The organism is Collinsella intestinalis (assembly GCF_902364775.2).
Classification (GTDB): domain Bacteria; phylum Actinomycetota; class Coriobacteriia; order Coriobacteriales; family Coriobacteriaceae; genus Collinsella.
On sequence record NZ_CABJEU020000001.1, the window covers coordinates 878,799 to 904,518 of the forward strand.

22 protein-coding genes are annotated in these 25,720 nt (G+C 60.2%); 1 reads left to right on the forward strand and 21 read right to left on the reverse strand.

Annotated elements, in window-relative coordinates:
* Positions 1 to 134: 134 nt before the first annotated feature.
* From FY258_RS03770 to FY258_RS03785, 4 genes are all read right to left on the reverse strand, one after another.
* Positions 135 to 1,448 carry an NCS2 family permease gene (locus tag FY258_RS03770; RefSeq protein WP_118103243.1) on the reverse strand — a complete coding sequence of 438 codons (1,314 nt, stop codon included), beginning with the start codon at positions 1,446 to 1,448 and terminating at the stop codon, positions 135 to 137.
* A 34-nt stretch (positions 1,449 to 1,482) separates the two neighbouring features.
* Complete coding sequence (dut, locus tag FY258_RS03775; RefSeq protein WP_118103245.1) at positions 1,483 to 1,926, reverse strand: dUTP diphosphatase; 444 nt, start codon at positions 1,924 to 1,926, stop codon at positions 1,483 to 1,485.
* A 2-nt stretch (positions 1,927 to 1,928) separates the two neighbouring features.
* Positions 1,929 to 2,372, reverse strand: a complete 444-nt coding sequence (nrdR, locus tag FY258_RS03780) for a transcriptional regulator NrdR (protein WP_039910259.1) — start codon at positions 2,370 to 2,372, stop codon at positions 1,929 to 1,931.
* An 86-nt stretch (positions 2,373 to 2,458) separates the two neighbouring features.
* The gene (locus tag FY258_RS03785) at positions 2,459 to 2,920 is read right to left on the reverse strand and encodes a LysM peptidoglycan-binding domain-containing protein (protein WP_118103247.1); all 462 of its coding nucleotides are present in this window, start codon (positions 2,918 to 2,920) and stop codon (positions 2,459 to 2,461) included.
* Between the two features lie 157 nt (positions 2,921 to 3,077).
* On the opposite strand from FY258_RS03785, the gene lexA reads away from it, so the two are divergent.
* Positions 3,078 to 3,716, forward strand: a complete 639-nt coding sequence (gene lexA / locus FY258_RS03790; RefSeq protein WP_039910258.1) for a transcriptional repressor LexA — start codon at positions 3,078 to 3,080, stop codon at positions 3,714 to 3,716.
* A gap of 41 nt (positions 3,717 to 3,757) precedes the next feature.
* Here lexA and hflX read toward each other — a convergent pair whose 3' ends face one another.
* From hflX to FY258_RS03875, 17 genes are all read right to left on the reverse strand, one after another.
* Positions 3,758 to 5,047, reverse strand: coding sequence for a GTPase HflX (hflX, locus tag FY258_RS03795; protein WP_118103249.1), 1,290 nt, complete (start codon positions 5,045 to 5,047; stop codon positions 3,758 to 3,760).
* Positions 5,044 to 5,964: a tRNA (adenosine(37)-N6)-dimethylallyltransferase MiaA gene (gene miaA / locus FY258_RS03800; RefSeq protein ID WP_118103251.1), complete on the reverse strand. Its 921-nt coding sequence runs from the start codon at positions 5,962 to 5,964 to the stop codon at positions 5,044 to 5,046. The genes hflX and miaA overlap by 4 nt, the downstream gene beginning before the upstream one ends.
* Positions 5,961 to 7,322, reverse strand: coding sequence for a tRNA (N6-isopentenyl adenosine(37)-C2)-methylthiotransferase MiaB (gene miaB / locus FY258_RS03805; protein WP_118103253.1), 1,362 nt, complete (start codon positions 7,320 to 7,322; stop codon positions 5,961 to 5,963). The genes miaA and miaB overlap by 4 nt, the downstream gene beginning before the upstream one ends.
* A 1-nt stretch (position 7,323) precedes the next feature.
* Positions 7,324 to 7,644, reverse strand: a complete 321-nt coding sequence (locus FY258_RS03810; protein WP_118103255.1) for a stage V sporulation protein S — start codon at positions 7,642 to 7,644, stop codon at positions 7,324 to 7,326.
* A gap of 92 nt (positions 7,645 to 7,736) precedes the next feature.
* A complete protein-coding gene (locus FY258_RS03815) occupies positions 7,737 to 8,825 on the reverse strand; it encodes an ATP-binding protein (RefSeq protein WP_118103257.1) in 1,089 nt (362 codons plus the stop codon).
* Between the two features lie 8 nt (positions 8,826 to 8,833).
* Positions 8,834 to 10,393, reverse strand: a complete 1,560-nt coding sequence (gene rny, locus FY258_RS03820; RefSeq protein ID WP_395858341.1) for a ribonuclease Y — start codon at positions 10,391 to 10,393, stop codon at positions 8,834 to 8,836.
* 204 nt (positions 10,394 to 10,597) lie between these two features.
* Positions 10,598 to 11,110, reverse strand: coding sequence for a regulatory protein RecX (locus tag FY258_RS03825; RefSeq protein ID WP_259324432.1), 513 nt, complete (start codon positions 11,108 to 11,110; stop codon positions 10,598 to 10,600).
* Between the two features lie 173 nt (positions 11,111 to 11,283).
* Positions 11,284 to 12,384 (reverse strand): recombinase RecA, encoded by a 1,101-nt coding sequence (gene recA, locus FY258_RS03830; RefSeq protein WP_118103263.1) that lies wholly within the window; start codon positions 12,382 to 12,384, stop codon positions 11,284 to 11,286.
* A 238-nt stretch (positions 12,385 to 12,622) separates the two neighbouring features.
* On the reverse strand, positions 12,623 to 13,147 hold the full coding sequence (locus FY258_RS03835; RefSeq protein ID WP_259324433.1) for a CinA family protein: 525 nt from the start codon (positions 13,145 to 13,147) through the stop codon (positions 12,623 to 12,625).
* A gap of 83 nt (positions 13,148 to 13,230) precedes the next feature.
* A complete protein-coding gene (gene pgsA / locus FY258_RS03840) occupies positions 13,231 to 13,881 on the reverse strand; it encodes a CDP-diacylglycerol--glycerol-3-phosphate 3-phosphatidyltransferase (RefSeq protein ID WP_118103265.1) in 651 nt (216 codons plus the stop codon).
* A gap of 2 nt (positions 13,882 to 13,883) precedes the next feature.
* Complete coding sequence (gene rimO, locus FY258_RS03845; protein WP_118103267.1) at positions 13,884 to 15,221, reverse strand: 30S ribosomal protein S12 methylthiotransferase RimO; 1,338 nt, start codon at positions 15,219 to 15,221, stop codon at positions 13,884 to 13,886.
* 9 nt (positions 15,222 to 15,230) lie between these two features.
* A complete protein-coding gene (locus tag FY258_RS03850) occupies positions 15,231 to 15,728 on the reverse strand; it encodes a YajQ family cyclic di-GMP-binding protein (protein ID WP_118103269.1) in 498 nt (165 codons plus the stop codon).
* A gap of 39 nt (positions 15,729 to 15,767) precedes the next feature.
* Positions 15,768 to 17,165, reverse strand: a complete 1,398-nt coding sequence (locus FY258_RS03855) for a helix-turn-helix domain-containing protein (RefSeq protein WP_118103272.1) — start codon at positions 17,163 to 17,165, stop codon at positions 15,768 to 15,770.
* Positions 17,166 to 19,739 (reverse strand): FtsK/SpoIIIE family DNA translocase, encoded by a 2,574-nt coding sequence (locus FY258_RS03860; RefSeq protein ID WP_118104011.1) that lies wholly within the window; start codon positions 19,737 to 19,739, stop codon positions 17,166 to 17,168.
* 142 nt (positions 19,740 to 19,881) lie between these two features.
* Entirely contained in the window at positions 19,882 to 21,561 is a 1,680-nt protein-coding gene (locus FY258_RS03865) for a ribonuclease J (protein WP_006722641.1), read from the reverse strand.
* A gap of 210 nt (positions 21,562 to 21,771) precedes the next feature.
* A complete protein-coding gene (gene ppdK / locus FY258_RS03870) occupies positions 21,772 to 24,495 on the reverse strand; it encodes a pyruvate, phosphate dikinase (protein WP_182279443.1) in 2,724 nt (907 codons plus the stop codon).
* 202 nt (positions 24,496 to 24,697) lie between these two features.
* Positions 24,698 to 25,570 carry a pyruvate, water dikinase regulatory protein gene (locus FY258_RS03875; RefSeq protein ID WP_118103276.1) on the reverse strand — a complete coding sequence of 291 codons (873 nt, stop codon included), beginning with the start codon at positions 25,568 to 25,570 and terminating at the stop codon, positions 24,698 to 24,700.
* Positions 25,571 to 25,720 lie beyond the last annotated feature (150 nt).

Here is a 25,720-nt window from a genome sequence, read left to right on the forward strand (position 1 = left end):
CCGCTGGGTCTGTTTGAATGTGCGGCGTTGGTCTGGCGAAATTGATTTCCATGTAAAAGAGGCGCCCCCGACGAGCATTAACTCGTCGGGGGCGCCTCGTCTTGGCATCTCAGATTGCATGCCGAAGCGTGAAATTAGAGAAGCAAGAAGTAAGCCAGGAACGCAGCGTCGGCAACCCACATGAGCGGGCGGACCTTCTTGATGTTGCCGGTGACGGAGGCAACAATCACATAGGCGATGAAGCCGAGGCCGATACCGTTGGAAATGGAGTACGTGAACGGGATGCCGATGATGATCATGAAGGTCGGGAATCCCTCAAGGATGTCGGACCAGTCGATCTCGGTGACCTCGCTCATCATGAGGAAGCCAACGTACACCAGAGCGCCGCAGGTCGCCGCAGAGCTGATGCAGCTGATCAGCGGGGAGAAGAAGGCGGCAAGCAGGAACAGGACGCCTGCAGTGATGGAAGTGAGACCGGAACGGCCACCGTCGGCAGCACCGGAGGCGGACTCAACGAACGTGGTGATCGAAGACGCACCGAACACGCCACCGGCTGCGGCGGCGACAGAGTCAACGATGAGGATCGGCTTGATGTCCTCGACCTTGCCCTCGTCGGTAAGGAAGTCGCCCTGCTTGGCGACGGCCATCGCGGTGCCCATGGTGTCGAAGAAGTCGCTCATCATGAGAGAGAAGGCGAAGAGCAGGAGGGCGGGAGTGGTGAGGGCCTTGACGACGCCCATGACGCCATCAGCGTCAGCCATGAACGGCGCGCCGAACGTGGAGAAGTCGAGCGGAGCAACGATGCTGGACGGAGTCGCGGTAACACCCAGCGGAATGCCCAGAACAGAAGCGATGACGATGCCCCAGAGCAGCGCACCCTTGACGTTCATCGAGGAAAGGATGACCGTGGCCACAATGGAGATGAGGCCGACGAGGAAGACGGGGTCGGTAACGCTACCCAGGGAAACCATAGTGGCTTCGTTTGCGACGATAATGCCGCCGTCCTTGAGGCCGATCATAGCGATGAAAAGGCCGAGACCGATGGAGATGCCATGACGCAGCGACACGGGAATGGCGTCCATGATGGCCTCGCGAAGGCCGCAAAGAACGAGCAGGAGAATGGCGATGCCCTCAACAAAGATGATGGCCATGGCGGTCTGCCAGCCAAGTCCCATCGCACCGCAAAGCGTGTAGGCGACGATGGAGTTGATGCCCATACCGGAAGCGCAGGCCAGAGGACGATTCGAGATGAAGCCCATAGCGATCGTCATAATGCCGGCGCCAATGCAGGTGGCAGTGACCGCAGCAGTCATGGGAACGCCGCCTGCAGACAGGATGAGCGGGTTGACGACGATGATGTAAGCCATCGCCAGGAACGTCGTCAGGCCGGCGCGAAGCTCGGTCGCGATGTTCGAGTTGCGCTCCCCCAACTTGAAGAACTGGTCCATGTGGTAATCCCCCTATGCTCAAGGACCGACTGACTTATTTCGAGCCACTCGAACCGAAACCGCCGCAACCGCGGTCAGTCTCGTCGAGTTCGTCGACTTCTACGAGGTGCACAACGGGCACCTTCTGGATGACGAGCTGGGCGATACGCTCGCCACGCTCGATGTGGATGGCGTTTTCGGAGTCGAGATTCACCGCGATTACCTTAAGCTCGCCACGATAGTGGGCGTCGATGAGACCGGGTGTGTTGGCGATGGAGAGTCCCTGCTTCAGGGCCATGCCGCTGCGCGGCTGCACAAAGCCCGCATAGCCATCGGGAATCGCTATCGCAAGACCCGTAGGGATGAGGACGCGCTGATAGGGTTCGATGACGACATCCGCATTGGCGCGCAGGTCGAGGCCTGCATCCCCCTCGTAAGCATATGAGGGGAGCTCGACGCTCGGATCGAGACGCTTGATGGAAACGAAAAGCTCAGACATGGTTACCTCAACTTATCAAGCTCGGAAATAAACTCATCGACATCACGGAAATCGCGATAGACGGATGCGAAGCGGATGTAGGCGACCTTATCGATGCGCTCAAGCCTCTTTAAGACCATGTCGCCGATGTCGTGCGATCGGATGGCAGTCAACGTTCCGCCTCGAAGCTCGCGCTCGATATCATCGATGAGCGCGTTGAGTTCGGATAGGTCGATGTCTCGCTTCGAGGTGGCGCGCATCAGTCCGACGAGCAACTTATTGCGGTCAAAGGGCTGGACGGAACCGTCGCTTTTAATGACTTCGATAGGGTCCTCGCATCGCTCGAACGTGGTGAAACGATATCCGCAAGAACGGCACTCACGCCGGCGCTTGATGGCATTGGTTGTATCCTGCGCTCGAGAATCAATGACGCGCGTGTCATCATGTCCACAGCTTGGACAACGCATATCGCTATCCCCCTCCCATTGAGACAACCTATTTAGAATACCATGCGATGGGGGGTGTAGCACAAATTAGTTCCGCTGGAAACCTATTACCTTGCAGCAGTGGGAACGGAAAGCTCCATACCGGGAACCAGCAGGCCCGAATCGAGGTCGTTGACCATCTTGATGGCGTCGACTGTCTCAGCAATGGAAAGGCCGTCGATAGGGTTCTTTTCGGCGATGTTCCACAGCGTGTCGCCGGCAGTGACTTCAACGACATTGGCGGGGGCGTTCAGAAGCGCGTTAAGCCTGGAATTTGAGGTGGCAGATCCCATGAACATGATGCCCGCAGCGCAGATAGATACCGCAAGAGCGGCGAGGGCGAATACAAGCTTGTCTTTCAGCTTGGCGCCCTCGAGCACCGTGCGGCTGGGATATGCAATAGGGGCAAATAGCTGCGGGCGCGAAGGTGCGACAGCCTTTCGAGCAGCAGACCCGTCGATAACGGTGAAACGATGCTCCTCGACGGGGGCGAGGGCGAGATTTCCAACAACGCGGATCTGACTCTTCATGGCGTGCTCCTTTCGGCTCTGTTCTCTGCATATAGATATATATGGCCGTTCGGACAAAACTCGTTCTCTTAGAACGGGTGTTCGTGTATTATTATCTTCGAACAGTTGTTCCTGTCAAGAAATATTCGAACAAGTGTTTGATGAGAAGGGATCTGCCGTGAGCCGTAAAATCACCAAGCGCCAGCAACAGATTTACGATTTCATCCGCTCCTATCAAAAGGAAAAGGGCTATCCCCCGAGCGTTCGTGAGATGGCGGCCGCAGTCGGGCTCTCTTCCCCATCCACTGTCCATGCTCACCTTAGCGCGCTCGAAGAGCACGGCTTGATTCGCCGTGACGCGACGAAGCCGCGTGCGCTTGAGGTGTTCAATTCCGACGGATCGTCGTACAAGCCGGAAGAATCAACTGCTTCATCTGCCCGCGGCACGGTCAAATTGCCCCTGGTCGGTCGCGTCGCGGCTGGCATGCCCATTCTTGCAGAGCAGAATATCGAGGATTCCTTCACCGTGCCCACAGAGATCGCAACGGATTCAAGCTCATTTGTCCTGGAGGTGCACGGGGATTCCATGATCAATGCCGGCATCTTCAACGGCGATTACATCATCGTGCGCGAGCAGAAAAGCGCCATGAACGGTGAGATTGTCGTCGCCATGATCGATGGGTCGGCAACAGTCAAAACGTTCTATAAGGAGCGCGGCCGCGTTCGACTCCAACCCGAGAATGACGCCATGGAACCCATCTACGCCGACAACCCGACGATACTCGGCAAGGTTGTCGCCCTGATGCGCCGCTTCTAACTATTTGGTCGAAAAATCGGAATCGGAGTGAGCCGAGGGGCTCACTCCGTCACATATGGCTTGACGCGCGCGGCAATATGGCGCGGTACCTTGCAAACGAGCCTGATCCGATCCTCGAGGTACTCCTCGGTAAGAATGTTGCCCTGAGTCCTTATGGATGAGAGCAGCAGGCCTTCCCGATAGGGAATCTCGCAAGATATCGGTGCATCGCATGCCGACGCTTCATGGATTATCCGATTAAGCAGCTCCTCTTTCCCCTCTCCGCTAACGGCGGAAAAGAAAACGGCCTCGGGCTCTCGGCGCCTCAGCGATTCAACCTCAGAAGGATCCAGACGATCGATCTTGTTGTAAACAGTGACGGCTGGCTGCTCGGCCGCCCCAACTTCATCGAGAACGTGCTCTACGGCATCGACATGCCGAGGATAATCAGCATCGGAGATATCGACCACGCGCAAGATGAGATCGGCATCCCTGACTTCCGATAACGTTGATTTGAAAGCCTCGACCAAGCCGTGCGGTAGCTTCTGGATGAAACCGACGGTGTCGGTAATGGTGACGTTCCTGCCACCGGGAAGGCTGAGTGAGCGGGTCGTCGGATCGAGCGTGGCGAAAAGCTTATCCTGCGCAAGCACAGAGGGGCCGCAGAGCTGATTGAGTAGCGAGGACTTCCCGGCATTCGTATAGCCTGCGAGCGCGATGCGAAACGTTTGCGAGTCATTGCGCTTCTTCGACTGGACGTCACGACGTTTCTCGACCTCGCGCAGTTCATGCCTCAGTTGGGCGATTCGATTGCGAATCATGCGTCGGTCGATTTCCAGCTGGCTTTCACCCTGTCCGAACCTGCTGCCAATGCCGCCGCGCGTCTGCTCTTTAGCAAGGTGGCTCCACATACCCCGCAGTCTTGGCAAAAGATATTGCAGTTGTGCGAGCTGGACTTGCAGGCGGCCTTCGCGTGTTCGAGCGTGTAGGCCAAAGATATCGAGAATAAGGGCAGTTCGGTCGATGACCTTCGTCGGTTCACCGAGTGCACGTTCAAGATAGGACTGCTGAGAGGGGCTCAGGTCATCATCGAAAATGACCACATCGGCATCGAGCCTTTGCACGAAGCCTTTGAGTTCTTCAACTTTACCCGACCCGATATAGGATTTCGGCACGGGCCTATCGAGTTGTTGCGTCAGCCGGGCTACGGTGCCAGCGCCCGCCGTATCTGCGAGCCGTTCGAGTTCGTCGAGCGAGCGCTCGATGGGCCAACCGTCGCTTCTCCAGTCGACGCCGACGAGGATAGCGCGCTCTGGAGTCGGAGCAGTGTCCATGAGCTCGAAACGACTCATCCTTCCAGCACCTCGCGCTCTATAAGATCGAGGGCGTCTTCAACTCCCATTCTATCGAGATCGATCCAACGTGTTCGGTCGTCTCGCTTGCACCAGCTGATCTGACGTTTTGCATATCGACGTGAACGCTGCTTGATCAGGTCGACCGCATCGGAAAGAGTGCATTCGCCATCGAGGTATGAGATGAGCTCTTTGTATCCGATCGCCTGCATGGACGTGAGTGCGTCACGTGCTCCGTAATCGAGCAGTCCCTTGACCTCTTCAAGGAGGCCCTCACCCATCATGACGTCAACGCGTCGGTCGATCCGCTCATACAAACGGGCGCGGTCCATAGCGAGCGCAAAGGTTACGTGCTCGTAAAACGGATTGTGCTGCGAAAAGCCAGCTGCCTGGTCGGCGTAGGAAACACCCTCGTCGCACATTTCAAGCGCGCGAACGACACGTTTAACGTTATTGGGATGAATAATCTCCGCGCTTCGGGGATCGCGCTTTTCGAGCATGGCGTGAATTCCGAGGGGACCGAGCTCCTCAGCGAGCTTGTTGTAGCGCTCACGACGCTCGTCGTCGACCTCCCCCTTGGGGAAGTGCATGTCATCGAGCGCAGCGCGCAAATACAACCCGGTGCCGCCGCAAAATATTGGCGTTTTGCCTTCGCTTCGCAACCGCTCGACCTCGCCGCGAGCGTCAACCTGGAACTGCGCGGCGGAATACGGTTGAAACACGTCCACTAAATCGACGAGACGCAGCGGAACAGGGCGCTCGTCAACGGGCGTTTTAGCCGTTCCGATATCCATACCGCGATAAACCTGCATGGCATCGGCGGAAAGCACCTCGCTCCCCCATCGCATGGCAAGCATATCGGCGAGGGAGCTCTTTCCAACGGCAGTGGGTCCTGTTATCGCGACGATTGGCGTCATCGAGCATCGCCCACGGACGCGCCCGCCAAATACCACGTGCGTGCCGTATCGACGTGGACGTCGATGACCTTTCCGATGAGCGTCACAGGATCCACGCCCGCGGGCACGGGGCAGTGCACGGTTTGGTTCCAAGGGCTCTTACCCTGCAAAACGTTGGGGTCCTTCTTGGACGTGCCTTCGATGAGCATGGGGACGGTGGTGTCCAGCGAACCTTGGTTGAAATCGAAAGCGGTCTGCTCGACATGCTTTACGAGGCGATCGAAGCGCTCTTGAATAACCGCACGAGGAGTGGGATCGACGATTTTCGCAGCAGGCGTTCCCTCACGCTTGGAGTAGATGAACGTGAACGCCTGAGCGAATTTCGCCTCATCAACGAGGGAGACGGTCTGCTCAAAATCCTCTTCAGTCTCACCGGGGAAACCGACGATGATATCCGTGGTGAGGGCGATGTTGGGAATGCGATCACGGACTCGCTGCACCAGGTCAAGATATTGTTCGCGCGTGTACTTGCGATTCATGAGCTTCAAGATGCGCGAAGAGCCAGACTGAACGGCAAGGTGCAGCTGCGGCATGACAGCGGGAACCTCTGCCATGGCATCGATCGTCTCGGGAAGGAGGTCCTTCGGATGGGACGAGGTAAAGTAGATGCGCTCGATTCCGGTGTCGCCCACGCGGCGGAGCAGCTCGGCAAAACGTGGGTCGTGATCGTGGTCGCGCCCATAGGAGTTGACGTTCTGGCCAAGAAGCGTGATGGATCGAACGCCTTGGCGGACAAGCCCGGTCACCTCATCGACGATCTCGTCCATGGGACGGCTCTTCTCGCGTCCGCGAACGTATGGAACGATGCAATAGCTGCAGAAATTATTGCAGCCGGTCATGATCGGGACCCATGCGTGATAAGCGGTCTCACGATGCCAGGGCATATCGGTGGCAGCGCCGGTGTCGATCTCCTCGACGCGGACATGATGATCGCCGTCTGCGAAGGCATCGGCCAGGAGTTCGGCGACATGGGCGATTGAGTGAGTTCCGAAAATAACATCGACGTTATCGAGATTGGTGAGCAGGCCCTCACCATCGCGCTGGGCGATGCAGCCGCCTACGGCGATGACGCGTTTGCCAGAAGGCGATGCAGGAAGGCTTTTGCAGGAGGAGCACTGACCGTACAGGCGGGTATCTGCGGCCTCGCGCACACAGCATGTCATGAAGATGACGATATCAGCATCAGCGGGACTGGAAGCAACCAGGCAGCCGCAAGAATCCAACAAGCCGCTTACGCGTTCGGAATCGTGCAAATTCATCTGACATCCGAACGTGCGGATGAAATAGGTCTTTCCGGAAAGGATAGAAAGGTTGGACATGTTAGCAAACCTGCTTAAAATCGTCGGGAAAATCGGGGATATCGGCGGAGTTGTACGAGATATGGTGCACATACACGGACAGGCGTATGGCCGTACGTGATTCACCATTAATAAGGATGTCCGAGAAAACCGGGGCGCAGGAGATATCGAATCCGGTGGGAATCAGAAACCCGCGGGCGATCGCCATCGCCTTGATGGCCTGGTTGACGGCGCCGGCGCCGACGCACTGCATGTTGACGGGGACGCCATCTTTGACCATGCCGGCTATAGCGCCCGCCACCGAGGCGGGCGATGATTTACTCGAGACCTTGAGGAACTCCATGTACATTTCTCCAGCGAATAAAGTGCATATTTTGGTGTGTTTTAGTTGGTGTAAAGATACCCCATGGACTACACATGGGCAAGTACATGGGCCTAGGTGTCTTCCTTGTCGATCTCAAAGGTGACGGTGATGCGGTCTTTTGTGACGCGGACTTTCGGCTCACGCGACAGCGTCAGGAAATAACGAGATGCCAAATCGGCAAAATCCCGTTCCATCGTGCGAGAAAAAGAAGCGATATCTTCCTTCGAGATCTTGAGGCCGCGTCGATCGCGCGTCAGATCGATTTGAGCTGGCTCCCCCATCGAAGGTTCCTTCTCGCGCAGAAGGCGAGAGGCGATGCTCTTGAGCGGCGTAATGGAACCCCCGAGAATGCGATGGGCTGTGCGCTCGGAAATCTCTATGCCCATATCGGATGCGATTCGAATGAAGTCGCCGGCGTCCGCCGCACAGGTCAGGCGATCGACGACCGGCAACGATTGTTCAGAATCCAAGAATAGCAAACGCGTGGTATCGACGCGGGATGCTGCATGAGCGTATAGCGTGGCGGCGATTTCGGTGGGGGTGCCAAGATATACGTCACAACCATGCAGCTCTTCACATGCGAATTCGCAAACAGCACGATTGATGTTGTGAGGGCCTTTCACGCAGGAAAGAATGCCATCCTCGTCTTTTGAGGCGGTCGGCCAGGTCGATTGGTCGGCACGCTCGCCGAGAGCAGCGGTATCGACCACGACGCGGAATGACGAGCCGCCACCTTGGGCTGAGGTGACGACCTCGGCCGTTTGCGTGTTCTGGCGAATTGAGAAGAGGGCCATACCGCGTCCATGGACACCCCATTTGTCCATACGCATGCTCTCGAGCTTGGATGTGACGCGCGCATCGAAGATGCGATCACACATATCCTCTGGTACGCCCGAACCATCATCGAGGAAAAGGAGGGTGCGAACACCCTCCTCCTTACTCGTGGCGAGGTAGATATTGCGAGCACCCGCGTCGCGTGCGTTTCGCAGCATTTCGACGACGATGTCCTCGACATGTTGGATATCGTGTTTGGCCTGACGGCGCTCCGCCTCGGAAACGCGCAAGCGAACGAAGCCGTCGCCGAGGTTCTCCTCGACGCGAAGGTTTCCCTCGCCGGACATGGAAGCGATGAACGAAATGAGATCGTTGCCGTCAGACATGGTTCACACTACTTTGCAATATCGACGGCGCGGCTCTCGCGAATGACCACGACGCGAACCTGGCCGGGATACTCCATCTCTTCCTCGATCTGCTGGGCGATATCGTGCGCCAGGACCGTGGACTCGGCGTCGGAGACCTTGTCGGGCTGAACCATGACGTGGACCTCACGGCCGGCCTGCATGGCATAGGTGCGCTCAACGCCCTCGTGAGAGTTCGCGATCTCCTCGAGCTTCTCGAGACGCTTGATGTAGTTCTCAGCGGACTCGCGGCGAGCGCCGGGACGGGAGGCCGAAATGGCATCGCCAGCCTGAACGAGTACGTCCAGAACGGTGTTGGGATCGGTATCGCCATGATGCGCCTCGATCGCGTGAACGATTGCGGGCTTCTCGCCATAACGGCGGGCGAGTTCGGCGCCGATGACGGCATGCGGACCCTCGACCTCATGGTCGATGGCCTTGCCAAGATCGTGCAGGAGGCCGGCACGCTTCGCGGTCACGACATCGATGCCGAGCTCAGCGGCCATGATGGCGCAAAGGTCGGCCACCTCGAGGGAGTGACGGAGAACGTTCTGGCCAAAGGAGGTGCGATAGCGAAGGGCGCCGAGGGTCTTGACGATCTCGGGGTGCAGGTCGTGGATGCCCATATCGAATGCCGCCTGCTCGCCGGCCTCGCGGACGCGCTGCTGCACAAGGTCGGAGGCCTTCTGGTACATCTCCTCGATGCGGGCGGGGTGAATGCGGCCATCGGCGATCAGGTTCTCAAGGGCGACACGAGCGGTCTCGCGACGAACCGGATCAAAGCTGGACAGGACGACGGTCTCGGGCGTGTCGTCGATGACGAGGTTGACGCCGGAAACCTGCTCGAACGTGCGGATGTTACGGCCTTCGCGACCGATGATACGGCCCTTGAGGTCGTCAGAGGGGATGTGAACGGACGTAACGGTGACCTCAGCGGTATGATCGGAAGCGCAACGCTGGATGGCGAGGGAGATGATCTCCTGAGCGGTCTTATGGCACTCAGCCTTGACCTTCTGCTCAGACTCGCGAATGATCGTGGCGGCCTCGTGGGTCACCTCGCCGCGAACCTTGTCGAGAAGCTCGGTGTGGGCGTCCTCGCGGGTAAGCTCAGAGATGCGCTCGAGCTCGTCGGTCTGACGAGCATAGAGCTCCTCAAGCTCGCGAGAGCGCTTGTCGATCTGACCCTGCTGGCTGGAAAGCTGGTGCTCGCGCTTATCAAGGGCCTCATTGCGGCGATCAAGGGACTCCTCGCGCTGCATCACGCGGTTCTCGAGGGCGCGAATCTCCTTCTTGCGCTGGGCCTCCTCAGCCTCGGCGGCCTGCTTGTTCTGGATGATCTCCTCCTTGGCCTCGAGGAGGGCCTCCTTCTTAAGCGTCTCGGCCGCGCGCTTGGCATCGGCCATCACCTGCTCGGCTTCAGAATGGGCGGCGGTGACCTTCGATTCGGCCTCGCGAATGCTTCCGGACTTGGCGTTGCGCATGGCGAAGACGGCGGCAAAAGCACCGATTGCCAGGCACACGATGCCGACGAGAACAAGCTCCATTGGCATGATGGACTCCTTTTAGTGATTAAAGATGCAAGAAAACTGCACCCACCGATAAGGAAGGCGCAGGACATTTGCCGGGTATGGTCCACCGAAGGGCCTATGAAATCGTTCCGATAGAAAATATCGTCAATCTCATCTGCGAGGATGAGCGCATAACAAACAAATGACAAGTCCATCCTACGAGGTGACAGGGGATTTGTCAAAGTTTCATAAGGTATCGGACGACAAACGGTGCCGAGCGGCCGCGGCTGACACGGAATATGAAAACCCCTTAGTCATGAGATGGCGAATGAGCTTCTCCTGGGGCCTCACAGCTGGAATCGACTTACGAGATAGCAGCTCGATCGCGCGATCGAGCTCGTCATCGTCAGAGAAGAATTCCTCAGGGTAGCCCGGCAGGTCGCCGGCATCGACGCCTTTGCGCTTTAATTCGATTTCGATTTTCCGCCGTCCCCAACCGCGCCGAATGCGTTCGGAGATGAAATACGTCGCAAACCTTCTGTCATCGAGGAACCTGGCATCGATTGCCTTGGATAGGGCCGCATCGATTTCGATCTCACGATATCCGTAATTGAGCAGTCGTTCTCGCGCCTCGAGGACGGCATAGTCGCGTCTCGATAGCATCTCAGTCAGCTGGGCAAAACAAATCTTGCCCTCAAGCGCGTGAATGGCATCGAACGCCTCCTCTTCAGGAAGCGGTAAAGCTACGGCATCGGCCATGAGCAAGCGTCCCACGCGAACGGGGACGACGATCTCCCTTGTTCGACCGTTATCCATGATGCAGGAAACTTCTGCCATGGGCTTTTTTGAGGTGGAAAAGCTCGAGGCGCTCCTTCGATCCGGAAGGCGCACCTCGAGCTCAGTCATGTGCAGCGTCATAGCATGCGTGCTGGCTAGGCCTCGGACGAGCTGTCGAATTCGACATCATCGACGATGGTGCCCACGGGCTCATCTTCGAACTCAAGGCCGCATGCGACACGGACCTTATGCTCGAGCTCGGCCAAGAGCTCGGGGGTCTTGCGCAGCTTCTCTTTTGCGGCCTCGCGACCCTGACCGAGCCGCTCGCCGTCATACGTGAACCAGGCACCTGCCTTGGTGACGAAATTGTACTGGACGGCCATGTCTAGCACCGAGCCCTCCTTGGAGATGCCCGTACCGTACATGATGTCGAACTCCGCAGTCCTGAACGGAGCGGCGACCTTGTTCTTCACGACCTTGGCGCGCACGCGGTTACCCACGATCTCATCCTTGACCTTGATACTCTCGATTCGGCGGATGTCGATGCGGACGGAAGAGAAGAACTTAAGAGCGCGACCACCGGTCGTCGTCTCGGGGTTGCCGAACATGACGCCGATCTTCTCGCGAAGCTGGTTAATGAAGATGCAGGTCGTGTTTGATTTTGCGAGGGAGCCGGCAAGCTTGCGCAGGGCCTGGCTCATCAAGCGGGCCTGGAGACCCACCGTCGTTTCGCCGATCTCGCCCTCGATTTCGGCACGGGGCACCAGGGCGGCGACGGAGTCGATAACGACGACGTCGATGGCTCCGGAGCGAACGAGCATGTCACAGATCTCGAGCGCCTGCTCACCGGTATCGGGCTGTGAGATGAGCACCTCGTCGATATCGACACCGATGCGAGCGGCATACGTGGGATCAAGGGCGTGCTCGGCGTCGATGAACGCCGCGACGCCACCCATGGCCTGTGCCTCCGCGACGATTTCCAGCGAAAGCGTGGTCTTGCCGGAAGACTCGGGTCCGTAGATCTCGATGATGCGGCCGCGCGGGACACCGCCGATGCCCAATGCGGCATCCAGGGCGATGGCTCCAGTTGGAATAGCCTCTACCTCGAGCTCGGGACCACCATCTCCATAGCGCATGATCGCGCCGTCGCCGAATTTCTTGATGATATCGGCCTTGGTGACTTCAATCATCTTCTCGCGCTCTTCGCCCGTGGTGCGCTCGTGAATGATGCGCGCGGGGCCGGAATTCTTGGCCATTGCTCCTCCTTGATTTTGACAAGTCGATAGTATCCGAACGGGTGTTCGTGGTCAAGCGACCTGTGAGAAATGCTACTCCGCGTTATTCCCCATATGTCGGAATGCATGTGACCGGAATCTGGACGCAGATCGTAAGACATCTGATTTCACGAGGAAGCGTAGGTATCACAGGCGGAGAAACATGGAGCCATACGCGATAACGGCACGGAAATCCCATCATGAGAGCGCTGTGCGCCAGTTACGCAGAAGCCCCATCATCGACGACGCCATCGGCGAGAAGCTTAAGCGCGGCAAGCGCGGATTGCAGTCGAACGGACATGCGATCGCCCTCGAACAGATGACGCTCATACCGAGTGCCTCGCTGGGTCGCCACTCCGATATAGACGGTTCCAACCGGGTTGGCGGAGCTGCCTCCGCCAGGGCCCGCATACCCGGTGATGCTCACCGCAACGTCAGAGCCAAAAAGCTTACGGCTGCCGTCTGCCATAGCGCACGCGGTCTCCCCGCTCACGGCCGTATGTCTCTCAAGTGTTTTTGCGGGCACGTCGAGCACGTGATTCTTGATATCGTCGCAATACGTGACGGCTCCGCCGAGCAGGACGGCACTGGCCCCCGGCACGCCGGCGATGTAGGACGAGACCATGCCAGCAGTGCAGGACTCAGCGGTGCTTACGCGCATATCACGTTCGGTCGCCAGGCGCACGAGCCCCTCAGCGGCGCGTACGCAGGCGGCGTTCAGGGTCGCCTCATTCATCTCATTCATGCAAAACCCCCAAGTAAAACCAAGCAACCCCCGCAAACGCACGTGGAAACCAGCACGCTTGCGGGGGTCGATGAGAAAGAGCGCTACACGCGGAAAATGACGTGGCGAGCATTCCAGAAGTACTGTGCACCCGAGACGACCGTGAGCACGACCGCGGCGACCATCGTCGCCCATGCGACCGTGAGCACGATGGAGGTGGCCTGAACCATGCCGGGAAGCGCGAGGAACTCGAGCGCGATACCGAGCAGGTACGCACACAGCGACACCATGGTGACGGCGGTCTTGGCCTTGCCGAGGTTGTCGGCAGCGATGACCTCACCGTTAGCGCTCGCCACCATACGAAGGGCGCTTACGAGGAACTCGCGGAACAAGATGATGAACACGAACCAGACGTTGACCAGACCGTGCTCGAGTAAGATGAGAAGCGCCGAGAAGACAAGCAGCTTGTCGGCGATCGGATCGAGGAACTTGCCGAAGTCAGTCACCTCGCCGCGCTTGCGGGCAAGATCGCCGTCGATCTTGTCGGTGGCGCTGAGCACGAAGTACAGAACGAAGGCGGCGACTGCCCAGGCGCCTGCGGTGATGCCGAAGTGGTTGCCGCCGGCGGCAAAACCGCTGAACGCGAACTCACTCGCAATCATGAACAGCGGAATGAACAGAATGCGAACGCACGTGACGATGTTGGCGGGTGTCCAGATACTCGTGATCTCCTCGCCCTTGGCGTTGACGGCCATGCCTACTCCTCTACGACCTCTCCGACGAGCTCATAGCAGAAGCTGTCGGTAAATTTGACCTGCAAGATGTCGCCCACGGCGGCGTCGGTCACCTCGAGGTGAACGGCACCATCGGAATCGGGGGCCTGGAACCAAGCGTGACCGATGAGCTCGGGGCCCTCGTCGGTCTCCTCGATACCGTCGACGATGACCTCGGCCACCTCGCCAACATGGGCGGCAGTGGCGGCAAAGCCGAGAGCCTCTGCCAAGTCCATGGCGGCCTGAGTGCGCTCGAGCTTCACGTCCTCGTCGACCTGACCGTCCATCTTCGCGGCGAACGTCCCCTCCTCCTGAGAATACGGGAACACGCTCGTGTAATCGAAGCCCTCGCGATCCATGAACGCGAGCATCTCGGCCGCTTCGTCATCGGTCTCACCGGGGAAGCCGACGAGACTGGTGGTGCGGATAACCATCGCGGGGATCTCGGCGCGAAGCTTCGCGAAGAGGTCGGAAAGCTGCTCAGCGGAGCCGGAACGGTGCATCGCCTTCAGGACGCGCGCGTTGCAGTGCTGCACGGGGATGTCGATATAGGGCAGGACCTCGGGCGTGTCGCGGATGGCGGCGATGAGCTCGTCGGTCATGCCTTCGGGCTGCAGGTAGAGGACGCGGATCCAGACATGCTCGGGACGGACCGCCTCAGCGACGGCGATCATGAGCTGCGCCAAGTTGGTGGGACCGTCGACCTCGTCCTTGAAATCAGTGCCCCAGATGCCCGTGTCCTGACCGATGAGAACGATCTCGCGAACACCGCCGGCGACCAAATCGCGAACTTCGGAGAGGATGCTCTCGGCGGAGCGGGAATGATAGCGACCGCGGATGTAGGGAATCGCGCAGAAGCTGCAGTAGCGGTCGCAACCATCGGAAATCTTGACATAGGCGACGGCGCTCTCAACCGTGCGCTTGACACTCGGAATGAACGGAGGGTCGACGCGCTCGACGCCGAGCACCTCGTCCATGACGGAGACGATGCCGTCCTCCTCGTCGGTGCGAACGAATGCGGCGACTTCGGGGAGCTCATCCGGGAGCTCGGAACCGTATCGAGAGGGCACGCAGCCGCACATGACGATGCGAGTCCCGCGAACGCCCTCGGAGATCTCCTCGGCGAGCGTAAGCGTGGTCTCGATGCTCTCGGACGTCGCGGAGGCGAGGAACGAACACGTGTTGATAATCACCGCATCAGCGTCCTCGGCTGAAAAGACTTCGTCGTAACCAGCTCCGTTGAGAAGGGCGCGCATGCGGTCGGTATCGACTTCGTTTTTAGCGCAGCCGAGCGTGATGTAGAGAATGGATCCGTGAGCCATGAGCGCTCCTTAACGGTAGTTCGTGAACTGGAGGGGCTGGCCGTAATCCTGATCGCGCAGGAAAGCGATGACCTGCTGCAGGGCGTCCTTAGATGCGCTGGTGACGCGCAGCTTGTCAGCCTCGATGGTCACCTTGACCTTGAGCTTCTGATCCTTGATGTCCTTGTTGATCTTCTTGGCGGTCGCCTGGTCGATACCTTCGACGATATGGCCGAGCACGCGAACGGTGCCGCCGCTCGCAGCCTGCGGATCGTCCCACTTGACGGTCTTGATGTCGACACTGCGCTTGATGAGCTTAGACGAAAGGACGTCGATGATCTGGCGGGAGACGAAGTCGGCCGGAGCGTTGATGGTGAAGAGCTTGTCCGCCTTGGACAGCTCGATCGTGGCACCGGAGTCCTTCAGGTCATAGCGCTGGGAAAGCTCACGGGCCGTCTGCTGATAAGCGTTGTCGACCTCCTGCATGTTGACTTCGGACACAACGTCGAAGCTCGAGTCTTTTGCCATAGTAGGCTCCTTTCAATTCGGTCCACGCGGACCGGTCGATTACTGTTCGGTCGTTGGCTCGTCGGTCTTCTCGGCGGCGGCAAGGACGTCTTCTGGGATGGTGACACCCGCTTTCTTCGCCTCGTCGATGGTCATATCGGGCGTGCCGTCGCCATCGCTGTCGACGGCCTTCTCGGGCTCCTCCTTCTTGGGCGCGAGAATCGAGACCTTGCCAACGCCTGAGACCTTCGTATCGTAGCGGACCTTGTCGCCGTTTTTATAGATGGCGACGGCGCTCGGCGTGTTGGTGGTGATATCGATTTGGGTCTCGACCTTGAATTCCTCCTCGAAGGGACCGACGACTTGCTTGCCCAAGACAATCTTGCCGTCGAGCTTGACCTCGATCCAGGCAACTGCGCCCTTCTCCTTGAGCTTGACCTTGACGATGGTCTCCTTGGGCTCTTCGTCCTTGGAGGACTTGTCGGCCTTGTCTTTGGATGAGGACGGCTCGTCCGCATCGTCACCCTCGTCCGTAGACGAATCAGTCCCCTCGTCGACATCGGTTGAATCCTCGGAGGTGTCCTTAGAATCCGCCTTCTGGGCAGAGGGTGTCGAAGATGCGCTGCCGGCTGGCTCGGGCTTGGGTGCACAACCGCGCAGCAACACCACGACCAACGCGATAAGGATCAAGATGCCGAGGGCCATAATGGCAAGGAATTTCATATCGGGTCCCTGTTGGGGCGGACGAGATCCACCGCGAGGAGCCTGTCCTCGTCCGGCGCCTCCGCGCGGGGGCTGTCCGCCGGACGCGCGGCGAACGGGCCGCTGATCGGAATAGGTGCCACGCGGTCCGCGAGGGTCGCGATAGGGACGCCCGTCCTGCGAACGAGGAGCGCGGGCGCGAGGATCGCGCTGGCCTGAGGCCGGGTAGCCGTCGGGACGACGGGTGCGCGAACGCAACGTGGGATCGTACCCGCCCTGCGAGGGACGACGTCGGGAGTCGGTGGTGTTGACCGGGCGAAGTCGCGAAGCGGAAACGGGTTCATGCGCGGATGAAGATTCGGACACGTATCCGGCCTGAGGCGGGCGCTGACCATAGCGTGATGCAGGAACGGAATTGACCATCATGTATCGACCCGCCGCATTGGAGCTGCGGGGATTGGCATCGGCGGCGGCATCCTGGAAACGGCCGACGCGGCCACCGGAACCGTTGCGCTCGTACTCATGCAGGGCATCGAAATAGGCATCGACCACCTCGCGCGGGTTCAGGCCGAGGAATCGCGCGTAACTGGCGATGATTCCCTGGGAATACCCGCGTGGGGGCATGGCGGCGAAGTTCTCTGTCTCGAAGTACTCGATGATCTGCGGCCGGATTTTGATGACGTTGGCGACCTGCTGAATCGAGGCGCCCATCTGACGACGGCGCTCGAGCAGCATCTCACCGAAATGATGGGTCATCTACATCCCTCCAAAAATCTCTTCCTCAGACAGAGGCTCCTCTACGGCACGCAACGCCGCAAGCCCCTCCTCATCGTAGAGCACTTCGCGCGGCTTAGAGCCATCCGGCGGACCGACGATGCCCTTTTCCTCGAGCATGTCCATGATGCGACCGGCGCGCGCATAGCCGACCTTGAGGCGGCGTTGCAGACCGGAGGTGGAGCCGAGTTGCGACTCGACCACGATCTTCGCCGCATCCCACAATAGCGGGTCCTCCTCGGTGGGAGCCTCGTTGTAGAAGCCGCCCCCTCCCCCGCCGGACATGGTTGCGGGCGCCACGGCAGACAGGATCTCCTCGTGGTAATCGGGCGCGCCCTGCTCCTTGACGAAATCGACGACACCGTTGATCTCGTCATCGGACACGAAGCATCCCTGGATGCGCTTGGGCTTGCCCCAGTCGACCTTGGAGAACAGCATGTCTCCGTAGCCAGTGAGCTTCTCGGCGCCCATCTGGTCGATGATGACGCGGCTGTCGATGCCGGTGGCGACGTTGAAGGCGATGCGGTTGGTGATGTTCGCCTTGATGAGGCCGGTCACGACATTGGAGCTCGGGCGCTGGGTGGCCACGATGAGATGGATGCCCGCCGCACGGCCGAGCTGTGCGATGCGAACGATGCTCGCCTCGACATCCTTCCCGGCGACCATCATGAGGTCGGAGAGCTCGTCGATGATGATGACGAGGTAGGGCATCTTGGCGGGCGGATTGTCGTAATGATCGAACTCGCCGGCAGCCTGCTTCTCGTTGAAGGTCGAGATCTTGCGGACGCCGATGCGCTCGAAGACCTTGAGGCGGCGCTCCATCTCGGACACCGCCCACTGCAGGGCGCTCGCCGCCTGCTTGGGCTCGGTGACAACCGGGACGTACAGATGAGGCAAGCCGTTATAGCCGGAAAGCTCGACGCGCTTGGGGTCGACCATGATGAGGCGAACGTCCTCGGGAAGGCTCCTCATGAGCAGCGCCATGATGATGGAGTTGATCATGACGGACTTACCGGAGCCGGTGGTGCCGGCGATGAGAAGATGGGGCATCTTCGCGAGGTCGGCAACGATGGGCTGACCCTCCGCGTCGCGGCCGATGGCAAGCTCGAGCGGTCCGCCCTGAACATAGGGCAAAACATCACCGAGGTTGACGTTTTGGCGCTTGGCGTTGGGAATCTCGATGCCCACGAGCGAGGTGCCGGGAATCGGCGCGAAGATGCGGACCGACTGCGCGGCAAGAGACAACGCGATGTCGTCCTCGAGATTGGAGATGCGGCTGACGCGCTCACCCTCACCCGGCTGAACCTTGAACGTGGTCACGGTGGGACCGGAGATCCATCCGACGACGCGGGAGTGGAGCCCAAACTCGTTCAACGTGGATTGCAGGGAGTTTGCGGTCTGCTCGAGCTCCTTATCCGAGGAGGCGGCGACAGCGGAATGCGGATTGTGACGAAGCATGCTGAGCGGAGGCAGCTGAAGCTGGCCGTCCTCGGGCTCTTCCGAATCGGCCGCGGCAGGGGCGCTCGTTTTTGAAGGGCGAACCTCCTTGGCAGCGCCGTCGGAGCCGGAGGCGGGAGCATGGCTCTTGAGGAAGGACGGGATCTCACGCGGTCCGTCGGCGGTCTTTACGACAGAGGGCGCCGCACCATCCACATCGAAGGGAGGAATCTCTTCGTCATCAACGAGGGAATCGGCCGTAGTGGAAGGTGCCTCTCCCCCATCGGCTTTGGTCGGCGCATCGACGTGGTCAAAACGGTCGGGCACGGGAATGAGCGTGGTCTCAGCGCGCTCAGCCGCGAGCTGGCTGCTCAGATCGACAAAGGGGTCCTCATCGCGATCTGGGTCATCTTCGATTGCAGGGGCAGACGCCCCGGAAGCGGAATCCAGCACCGTGGTCTCGCGGTTACCCAGGAAAGTCGTCTCTGCGGCACCGGCATCGTCGAACAGGTTGCCCTGGACGGCGGCCCCACCGAACGCTGAGCGCCCCTGTGCGGGCTGAAGTGCGCCCTCATCGCCCCAGGGGGCATCGTTCACGTTGACGCGTCGACGCTCCGCGAGCTCACGGGCGCGATCGGCGGCCGCGCGCATAAAAGAGCTGACCGAAAATCCGATCACAACGAACCCGACGATGATGAGGCCGATGAGCACCACGAGAGAGATGGTTTTACCGAGGGCCTGCTGAAGGGCGCTCGCGATGAACGCGCCGACATATCCGCCGGAGGTGGAGAGGGCCTCGGCCTCGAACATGGCTGAGGTGGCGAATTCGGTGCCCGGAACCATGAGCGACAGGATGGCCAGCACGCCCAGCAGGATGAGAGAGCCGCCTAAAAGCGTGCGGGCGTTGAGGGGTGCGCGGTCGCGCAGGAAGAGGCCGGCGGCGAATATGAGCAGGGCAAACGGCAGCACATAGGCGCCCAGGCCGAAGCCCAGGTGGTAAAACCCGGCGATGGCGTTGGAGACGGGCGCACTCGTAGGCGAGACCACGGCGATGAACGAGACCACGGCGACCACGGCGATCGCGATACCGGCGATGTCGCGGCCGGCGGTATCGTCCATGAGCGAGTCGAAGGCGCGCTCGGAAACGGGAGCACGGCCCTCGTTGGCCCGCAGACCGCGCGGGGCGGCCGAGGAGGCCGCCCCTTGCTTGTTCTTACGTGCCGGAGATTTCTTTGCAGATGAATTGGCTGAGCGGGCCAATCTACACCTCCATGACGACCGGGATGATCATCGGTCGCGTGCGGTTGTTGTTCCAAATGTAATTCGAGAGGGCATCGCGCACGGCCTTGCGGATGGCATCCGTACCGGAGCTCGAGAAGTTGAACTTGCCCTTCTCGATGGCGCGCTGAATGGCGGCGGAGGCATCAGCGGAGAACTGGTCGTCGATGGGGAACGAGACGCCACGACCGGAAAACTCGAGATCACCGATCTTCTTGCGCTTCATGTCGAGCATGGCAACGACCGTCACCATGCCGTCGCTCGCGAGCTTCTGACGGTCGCGCAGGACGATCGGGTCGGTATCGCCGATGCGCAGGCCATCAACGTATACGACGCCGGACTCGACGGAGCGGCCGCGCTTGACGATGCCGTCGCGCATCTCAAGAGAATCGCCGTTGTCGATCACGAAGATGTTCTTGGCGGGGACGCCCATCTTCTGGCCGAGCGCGGCGTGCGCGCGCAGATGCACGGCCTCGCCGTGGACGGGCATGAAGTAGCTCGGCTTGGTGAGGGCGAGCATGAGCTTGAGCTCCTCCTGGCTGGCGTGGCCGGAGACGTGGACCAGGGCACGGCTCTTGTCGTACACGTCGCAGCCGAGCTTGGCCAGGCTGTTCACGACCTGCTGGACGGCCTTCTCGTTACCCGGAACCGGGGTTGCGGAGATGATGACCGTATCACCCTCGTGGATGGACAGCGTCTTGTGCTCGCCGTTGGCCATACGGGAAAGAGCGGAGAGCGGCTCACCCTGCGAACCGGTGCACATGACGACGAGCTTGTCCTCGGGGATGCCGTTGATCTCGAAGGCATCGAGCAGGTCGTTCTCGTCGACCTTCAGGTAGCCGAGCTCGCGGGCAACTCGCGTGTTGGTGAGCATCGAGCGGCCGGTGACGACGATCTTGCGATTGCACTTCTTGGCCGCATCGCAGATCTGCTGCAAGCGGTGGATGTGGCTGGAGAAGGAGGCGACGAAGACGCGACCCTTGGCGTTCTTGATCGCGTGGAGGATCGAAGGGCCGACCTCAGCCTCGGACTTGGTGAAGCCCGGGACGGTGGCGTTGGTGGAGTCGGACATGAGCAGGTCGACGCCCTGCTTGCCGAACTTTGCAAGCGCACCATAGTCGGGGGTGACGCCGTCGATCGGGGTCTGGTCGAGCTTGAAGTCGCCCGTGTGGACGACGGTGCCGGCCGGGGTCTTCAGGAACACGCCGAGCGCGCCGGGGATGGAGTGCGTCGTGGAGAAGAACTCGATGGAGAAGCAGCCAAGATTGACGTGGCTGCCGCCCTTGACCTCGCGGAACTTGGGCGCACGGATGCGGAACTCGGAAAGCTTGCCCTCGATGAAGCCGAGGGTGAGCTTGCTGGAGAAAATCGGCACCTTGTTGTTGAGGTCCTGCAAGAGATAGGGCAGCGCACCCGTATGGTCCTCATGGCCATGGGTGATGATGATGCCGCGAAGCTTGTGCTCGTTCTCGAGAACGTAAGTGTAGTCCGGCAGGACGAGGTCGATACCGGGCTGGTTGTCGTCAGGGAACATGAGGCCGGCGTCGACGAGCACCATGTCATCGCCGCACTCGAAGGCGGTCATGTTCTTGCCGATGCCGTCAAGGCCGCCCAGGGGGATGACCTTGAGCGTCACGTTAGATTTCTTGTTGTTGGTTGCCATAGACTGATGTGGCTCCTTTCGATTGCACGATAACGAAAACGACGGTCGATGCCGCCGCGCAATTCAAAGTCATATGCGTCGAGGTGGGTACACGCATACGGAAATTATTGTATCCATTCGATTGCATGTGAACGAAAGTACACCAAAAGTACGGTGGCCGCACGAATGCGGCCACCGCGAATAAAGGGGGTCGATTGTCGGTTCGCACCGTTAGCGTTCGGAGATGAGCTTGGCGCGTGCAGCCGCGAGTCGGGCGAGCGGGACGCGATACGGAGAGCAGCTCACATAGTCCACGCCTGCCGTGTTGAAGAAGTCGACGATCGATGTCGGGTCGCCGCCGTGCTCTCCGCAGACGCCGAAATGCATTTCGGACGTGACGGCACGGCCCTTGTCGACGGCCATCTTCACCAGCTGGAGAACGGCGGGATCGACGGTCTCGAAGGGATTTGCAGCCAGCACCTTCTCATGCAGGTAGGCGGGAAGGAATTTGGCCTCGGCGTCGTCTCGCGAGAAGCCGAAGGTCGTCTGCGTGAGATCGTTCGTACCGAAGCAGAAGAAGTCGGCATGGGCTGCGATCTCATCGGCGACCAGACAAGCACGCGGCAGCTCGATCATGGTTCCAATGGGAATGTCGAGCTTCACGCCGTACTCCGCCTCGACCTCGGCGATGACGCGCTCGGCGACCGCACGGGTCTGGACATGCTCCTCGGTGATGGACACGAGCGGAATCATGATTTCGGGGCGCGGATCGAAGCCCTCGAGCTTGAGGCGGGCGGCGGCGGATGCGACGGCGCGCACCTGCATCAACGGAAGGTCGGCATAGACGATGGAAAGTCGCACGCCGCGAAGGCCGAGCATGGGGTTGGATTCCATCATCCCGTCGATGAGGCGCAGGCGCTCACGAGCATCGGAAACGTCCTGGCCCAGGGCCTCTTTACGCGCGATCTCACCGGCAAGCTCGCGAGGATCGTCGAGGAACTCATGAAGCGGCGGATCGATGAGTCGGATGACCATGGCGCGTCCGGTCATGGTACGCAGCATGGCGACGAAGTCCTCAGTTTGGACGGCCAGCAGGTCCTCGAGCGCCTTGGCGCGTACATCCGCATCGTCGGAGAGGATGAAGGACTGGATGATCTGCTTGCGATCGCCGAGGAACATATGCTCCGTGCGGCACAGGCCGATGGCCTCGGCGCCGAATTCAAGGGCGAGTTCGGCATCTTCGGGGTTATCGGCGTTGACGCGCACGTGATAACCGCGTCCGGCGGACTCATCGAGGCGCACCTCGTCCGCCCAGCCGAGAACGGTGTCAAGGTCTCCGGTCAGCTCGGGCTTGACAAGCGGCACCGCACCGGCGACAACGATGCCCTGACCGCCGTCGATGGAGATGACGTCGCCTTCGTGCAGCACGATATCGGTTCCCAGAACGTGAACCTCTTTCGCGACGGCATCGATGCGGAAGCTCTCGACACCGCATACACACGGCGTGCCCATCCCGCGCGCGATAACGGCAGCGTGGCTAGTCTTTCCACCATGACTCGTCAAGATGCCCTCAGCGGCGACCATGCCCTTGAGGTCATCGGGGTTCGTCTCCCAGCGCACAAGGATTGCGGGGCGCCCGGCCTCATGGACGGCGACGGCGTCGTCGGAGGAAAAGACAATCTCACCCACGGCGGCTCCGGGGCTCGCGTTGAGGCCGCGTGCAAGCACGTCGACGGCGGCGGAGGTGTCGAACTGAGGATGCAAGAGCTGGTCGAGCTGCGAGGGGTCGATGCGCATAAGCGCCTCATCGCGGGAGATGAGCCCCTCCTCGACCATGTCGATCGCGATGCGCAAGGCCGCCGCAGCCGTACGCTTGCCCGCACGCGTCTGCAGCATCCACAGCTTGCCCTGCTCGATGGTGAACTCGATATCGCACATATCGCGATAATGACCCTCAAGGATGCCGAAAACGCGGTCAAGCTCGGCCGCGGCCTCCTCCAGGCCGGGGACGTTCGCGAGATCGGAGATGGGCTCGGTGTTGCGGATGCCGGCGACGACGTCCTCGCCCTGTGCGTTCACGAGGAAGTCTCCATAGGTTCCCCGCGCACCGCAGGCGGGGTCGCGCGTGAACGCAACGCCGGTCGCAGAGGTCTCCCCCTTGTTGCCGAATACCATGACCTGGACGTTGACGGCAGTGCCGAGATCGTCGGGGATGCGGTTGCGCTGACGGTAGATGCAAGCGCGCTCATTCATCCAGCTGCCGAACACGGCCTGTATGGCCAAACGAAGCTGAAGGCGGGGATCTGCGGGGAAGGTAACAGTTCCGTCCACGACGAGCTCGGGATACGCGGAGGCATCGACCTCTCGGGCGAAGATCGCCTTGAACTCGTCGACAAGATCGCGGAGATCTTCATCGGAGAGCTCGGCATCGGTGCGGACCCCGGCGATCAGGCGCCGCTGGGCGATGGCATTCTCGAACAGATCGGCATCGATACCCAGAACCACGTTGGAGAACATCTGGATGAACCTGCGGTACGAATCCCATGCGAAATGAGGGTTGTCGGTCTGGGCGATGAGGCCCATCACGGATTCATCGTTGAGGCCGAGGTTCAACACGGTGTCCATCATGCCCGGCATGGAGAACGGAGCTCCAGAGCGGACCGAGACGAGCAGCGGATCCTCGGCATCTCCCAGGCGCTTTCCCATGCGAGCCTCGAGATCGCACGTCGCCGCCTCGATCTCGTCGAGGGCGCCATCGGGCCAGCTGTTCCCCGCCTCGTCATACTCGACGCAGGTCTGGCACGTGATGGTGAAGCCCGGAGGCACGGGGAGGCCGATACGGCACATCTCGGCGAGGTTAGCGCCCTTGCCGCCGAGGATGTAATTCATCGAGGCGTCGCCCTCGGTCACGTCGGGCGAGGCCACGCCGCCACCGAATTTGTACACGCGCTGCATCGTAGTCACACTGACCCCCTATCGACCCGAAGCCGGGCCATATCGTTTGCCATACCGCGCTTCTGCGCGTTAAGGGAACTCTACGGGGGCGATTGGAAATACCTGTGAAGATGCGGGGATATGGGGCCGAGCGGTGCCATGTGTACGGCAGACGGTCGCGCATGTGGTTACCTCATGAAGATACCACCGCAGCTAGAATATGCTAAATCGATTGCGCATCCAGGCGCTCTAGACGGCGCTCGCGACCGATGCGCACCTGCCTCATGCGCTCGAGGATCTCGGCAGCGGACTCCTCGATAGCCTTGCCATCCGTGCGAACGGTGATGCATCCGAGCTTTTTGATGAGCGCCCGGGCCTCATCCATCTCCGAACGGACGCGCTCGGGATCGGCATAGTCGGAAGCGACGGCGCGACTCATATCGTCGCCGAGGCGCCGATCGCGGATCGTTGAAACGACTTCGGTTGTGGAGATGAGTCCGAAGACCTTTCCAGGATCGACGGAGAACAGGGACGACGGCGGCTCCACGCCCGGAACGAGAGGAATGTTCGCAACGCGATACCCAAGATGGGCGAGGTACATGGACAGCGGTGTTTTGCCGGTGCGCGAGATACCGATAAGGACGATGTCGGCGTCATCCAAGTCATCGGCACCGCGGCCATCGTCATGCTCGACGAAATACTCCATAGCCTCGATGCGCTTGAAATACTCCTCGTCCGTACGATGGATGGACCCTGCAATACCACTCGGCGCGACTCCCGAGCTCTCACTCAATGCCTGGACCGCCGGACCGAGCACGTCGACACCGTTGATGCCCATTGCAAAAAGCCGCTCACCGACCTCGGCGCGCAAGGCACCGTCGGCGATGGTGTACAGAACGCTGAGCGCCCTCCCCTCGCCCAAGAGCTGTTGGACAGCCCCCTCAACTACCTTGGCGTCCTTCACCTTGGTCAGACGCTCGACGGCGATCTCGACTCCGTCGAACTGACCGCACGCAGCACGGGCGACTTCATAACCCGTCGCACCCAGCGAATCGGAAACGACGAGGACGACATGGCGTGCTAAACGCTTGGTCATGGAGCCACCCTTCAGACGGGTCTTCACATCAAGGCGACTATAACGTACAGCCCCAACGTCGGGCGCCGAAAAGACCATCCATTTGGATGAGCGGCGGCCGCGAACAATCCGCATGGCTGAGCCGCTCCCATATGAAAAGAGGGCCCTCGC

Excerpts from the sequence above, each read along its gene's own strand:
- miaB (WP_118103253.1), bottom strand. The coding sequence starts at position 7,322 with ATGTCCAACCTTTCTATCCTTTCCGGAAAGACCTATTTCATCCGCACG.
- FY258_RS03835 (WP_259324433.1), bottom strand. The coding sequence starts at position 13,147 with ATGAATGAGATGAATGAGGCGACCCTGAACGCCGCCTGCGTACGCGCC.
- ppdK (WP_182279443.1), bottom strand. The coding sequence starts at position 24,495 with ATGCAGCGCGTGTACAAATTCGGTGGCGGCGTGGCCTCGCCCGACGTG.
- FY258_RS03810 (WP_118103255.1), bottom strand. The coding sequence starts at position 7,644 with ATGGAGTTCCTCAAGGTCTCGAGTAAATCATCGCCCGCCTCGGTGGCG.
- hflX (WP_118103249.1), bottom strand. The coding sequence starts at position 5,047 with ATGAGTCGTTTCGAGCTCATGGACACTGCTCCGACTCCAGAGCGCGCT.
- rimO (WP_118103267.1), bottom strand. The coding sequence starts at position 15,221 with ATGGCTCACGGATCCATTCTCTACATCACGCTCGGCTGCGCTAAAAAC.
- nrdR (WP_039910259.1), bottom strand. The coding sequence starts at position 2,372 with ATGCGTTGTCCAAGCTGTGGACATGATGACACGCGCGTCATTGATTCT.
- FY258_RS03875 (WP_118103276.1), bottom strand. The coding sequence starts at position 25,570 with ATGACCAAGCGTTTAGCACGCCATGTCGTCCTCGTCGTTTCCGATTCG.
- FY258_RS03785 (WP_118103247.1), bottom strand. The coding sequence starts at position 2,920 with ATGAAGAGTCAGATCCGCGTTGTTGGAAATCTCGCCCTCGCCCCCGTC.
- FY258_RS03865 (WP_006722641.1), bottom strand. The coding sequence starts at position 21,561 with ATGGCAACCAACAACAAGAAATCTAACGTGACGCTCAAGGTCATCCCC.
- FY258_RS03815 (WP_118103257.1), bottom strand. The coding sequence starts at position 8,825 with ATGTCTGACGGCAACGATCTCATTTCGTTCATCGCTTCCATGTCCGGC.
- rny (WP_395858341.1), bottom strand. The coding sequence starts at position 10,393 with ATGCCAATGGAGCTTGTTCTCGTCGGCATCGTGTGCCTGGCAATCGGT.
- FY258_RS03860 (WP_118104011.1), bottom strand. The coding sequence starts at position 19,739 with ATGGACGATACCGCCGGCCGCGACATCGCCGGTATCGCGATCGCCGTG.
- miaA (WP_118103251.1), bottom strand. The coding sequence starts at position 5,964 with ATGACGCCAATCGTCGCGATAACAGGACCCACTGCCGTTGGAAAGAGC.
- FY258_RS03770 (WP_118103243.1), bottom strand. The coding sequence starts at position 1,448 with ATGGACCAGTTCTTCAAGTTGGGGGAGCGCAACTCGAACATCGCGACC.
- FY258_RS03825 (WP_259324432.1), bottom strand. The coding sequence starts at position 11,110 with ATGGCCGATGCCGTAGCTTTACCGCTTCCTGAAGAGGAGGCGTTCGAT.
- pgsA (WP_118103265.1), bottom strand. The coding sequence starts at position 13,881 with ATGGCCGTCAACGCCAAGGGCGAGGAGATCACGAGTATCTGGACACCC.
- dut (WP_118103245.1), bottom strand. The coding sequence starts at position 1,926 with ATGTCTGAGCTTTTCGTTTCCATCAAGCGTCTCGATCCGAGCGTCGAG.
- recA (WP_118103263.1), bottom strand. The coding sequence starts at position 12,384 with ATGGCCAAGAATTCCGGCCCCGCGCGCATCATTCACGAGCGCACCACG.
- FY258_RS03850 (WP_118103269.1), bottom strand. The coding sequence starts at position 15,728 with ATGGCAAAAGACTCGAGCTTCGACGTTGTGTCCGAAGTCAACATGCAG.
- FY258_RS03855 (WP_118103272.1), bottom strand. The coding sequence starts at position 17,165 with ATGACCCATCATTTCGGTGAGATGCTGCTCGAGCGCCGTCGTCAGATG.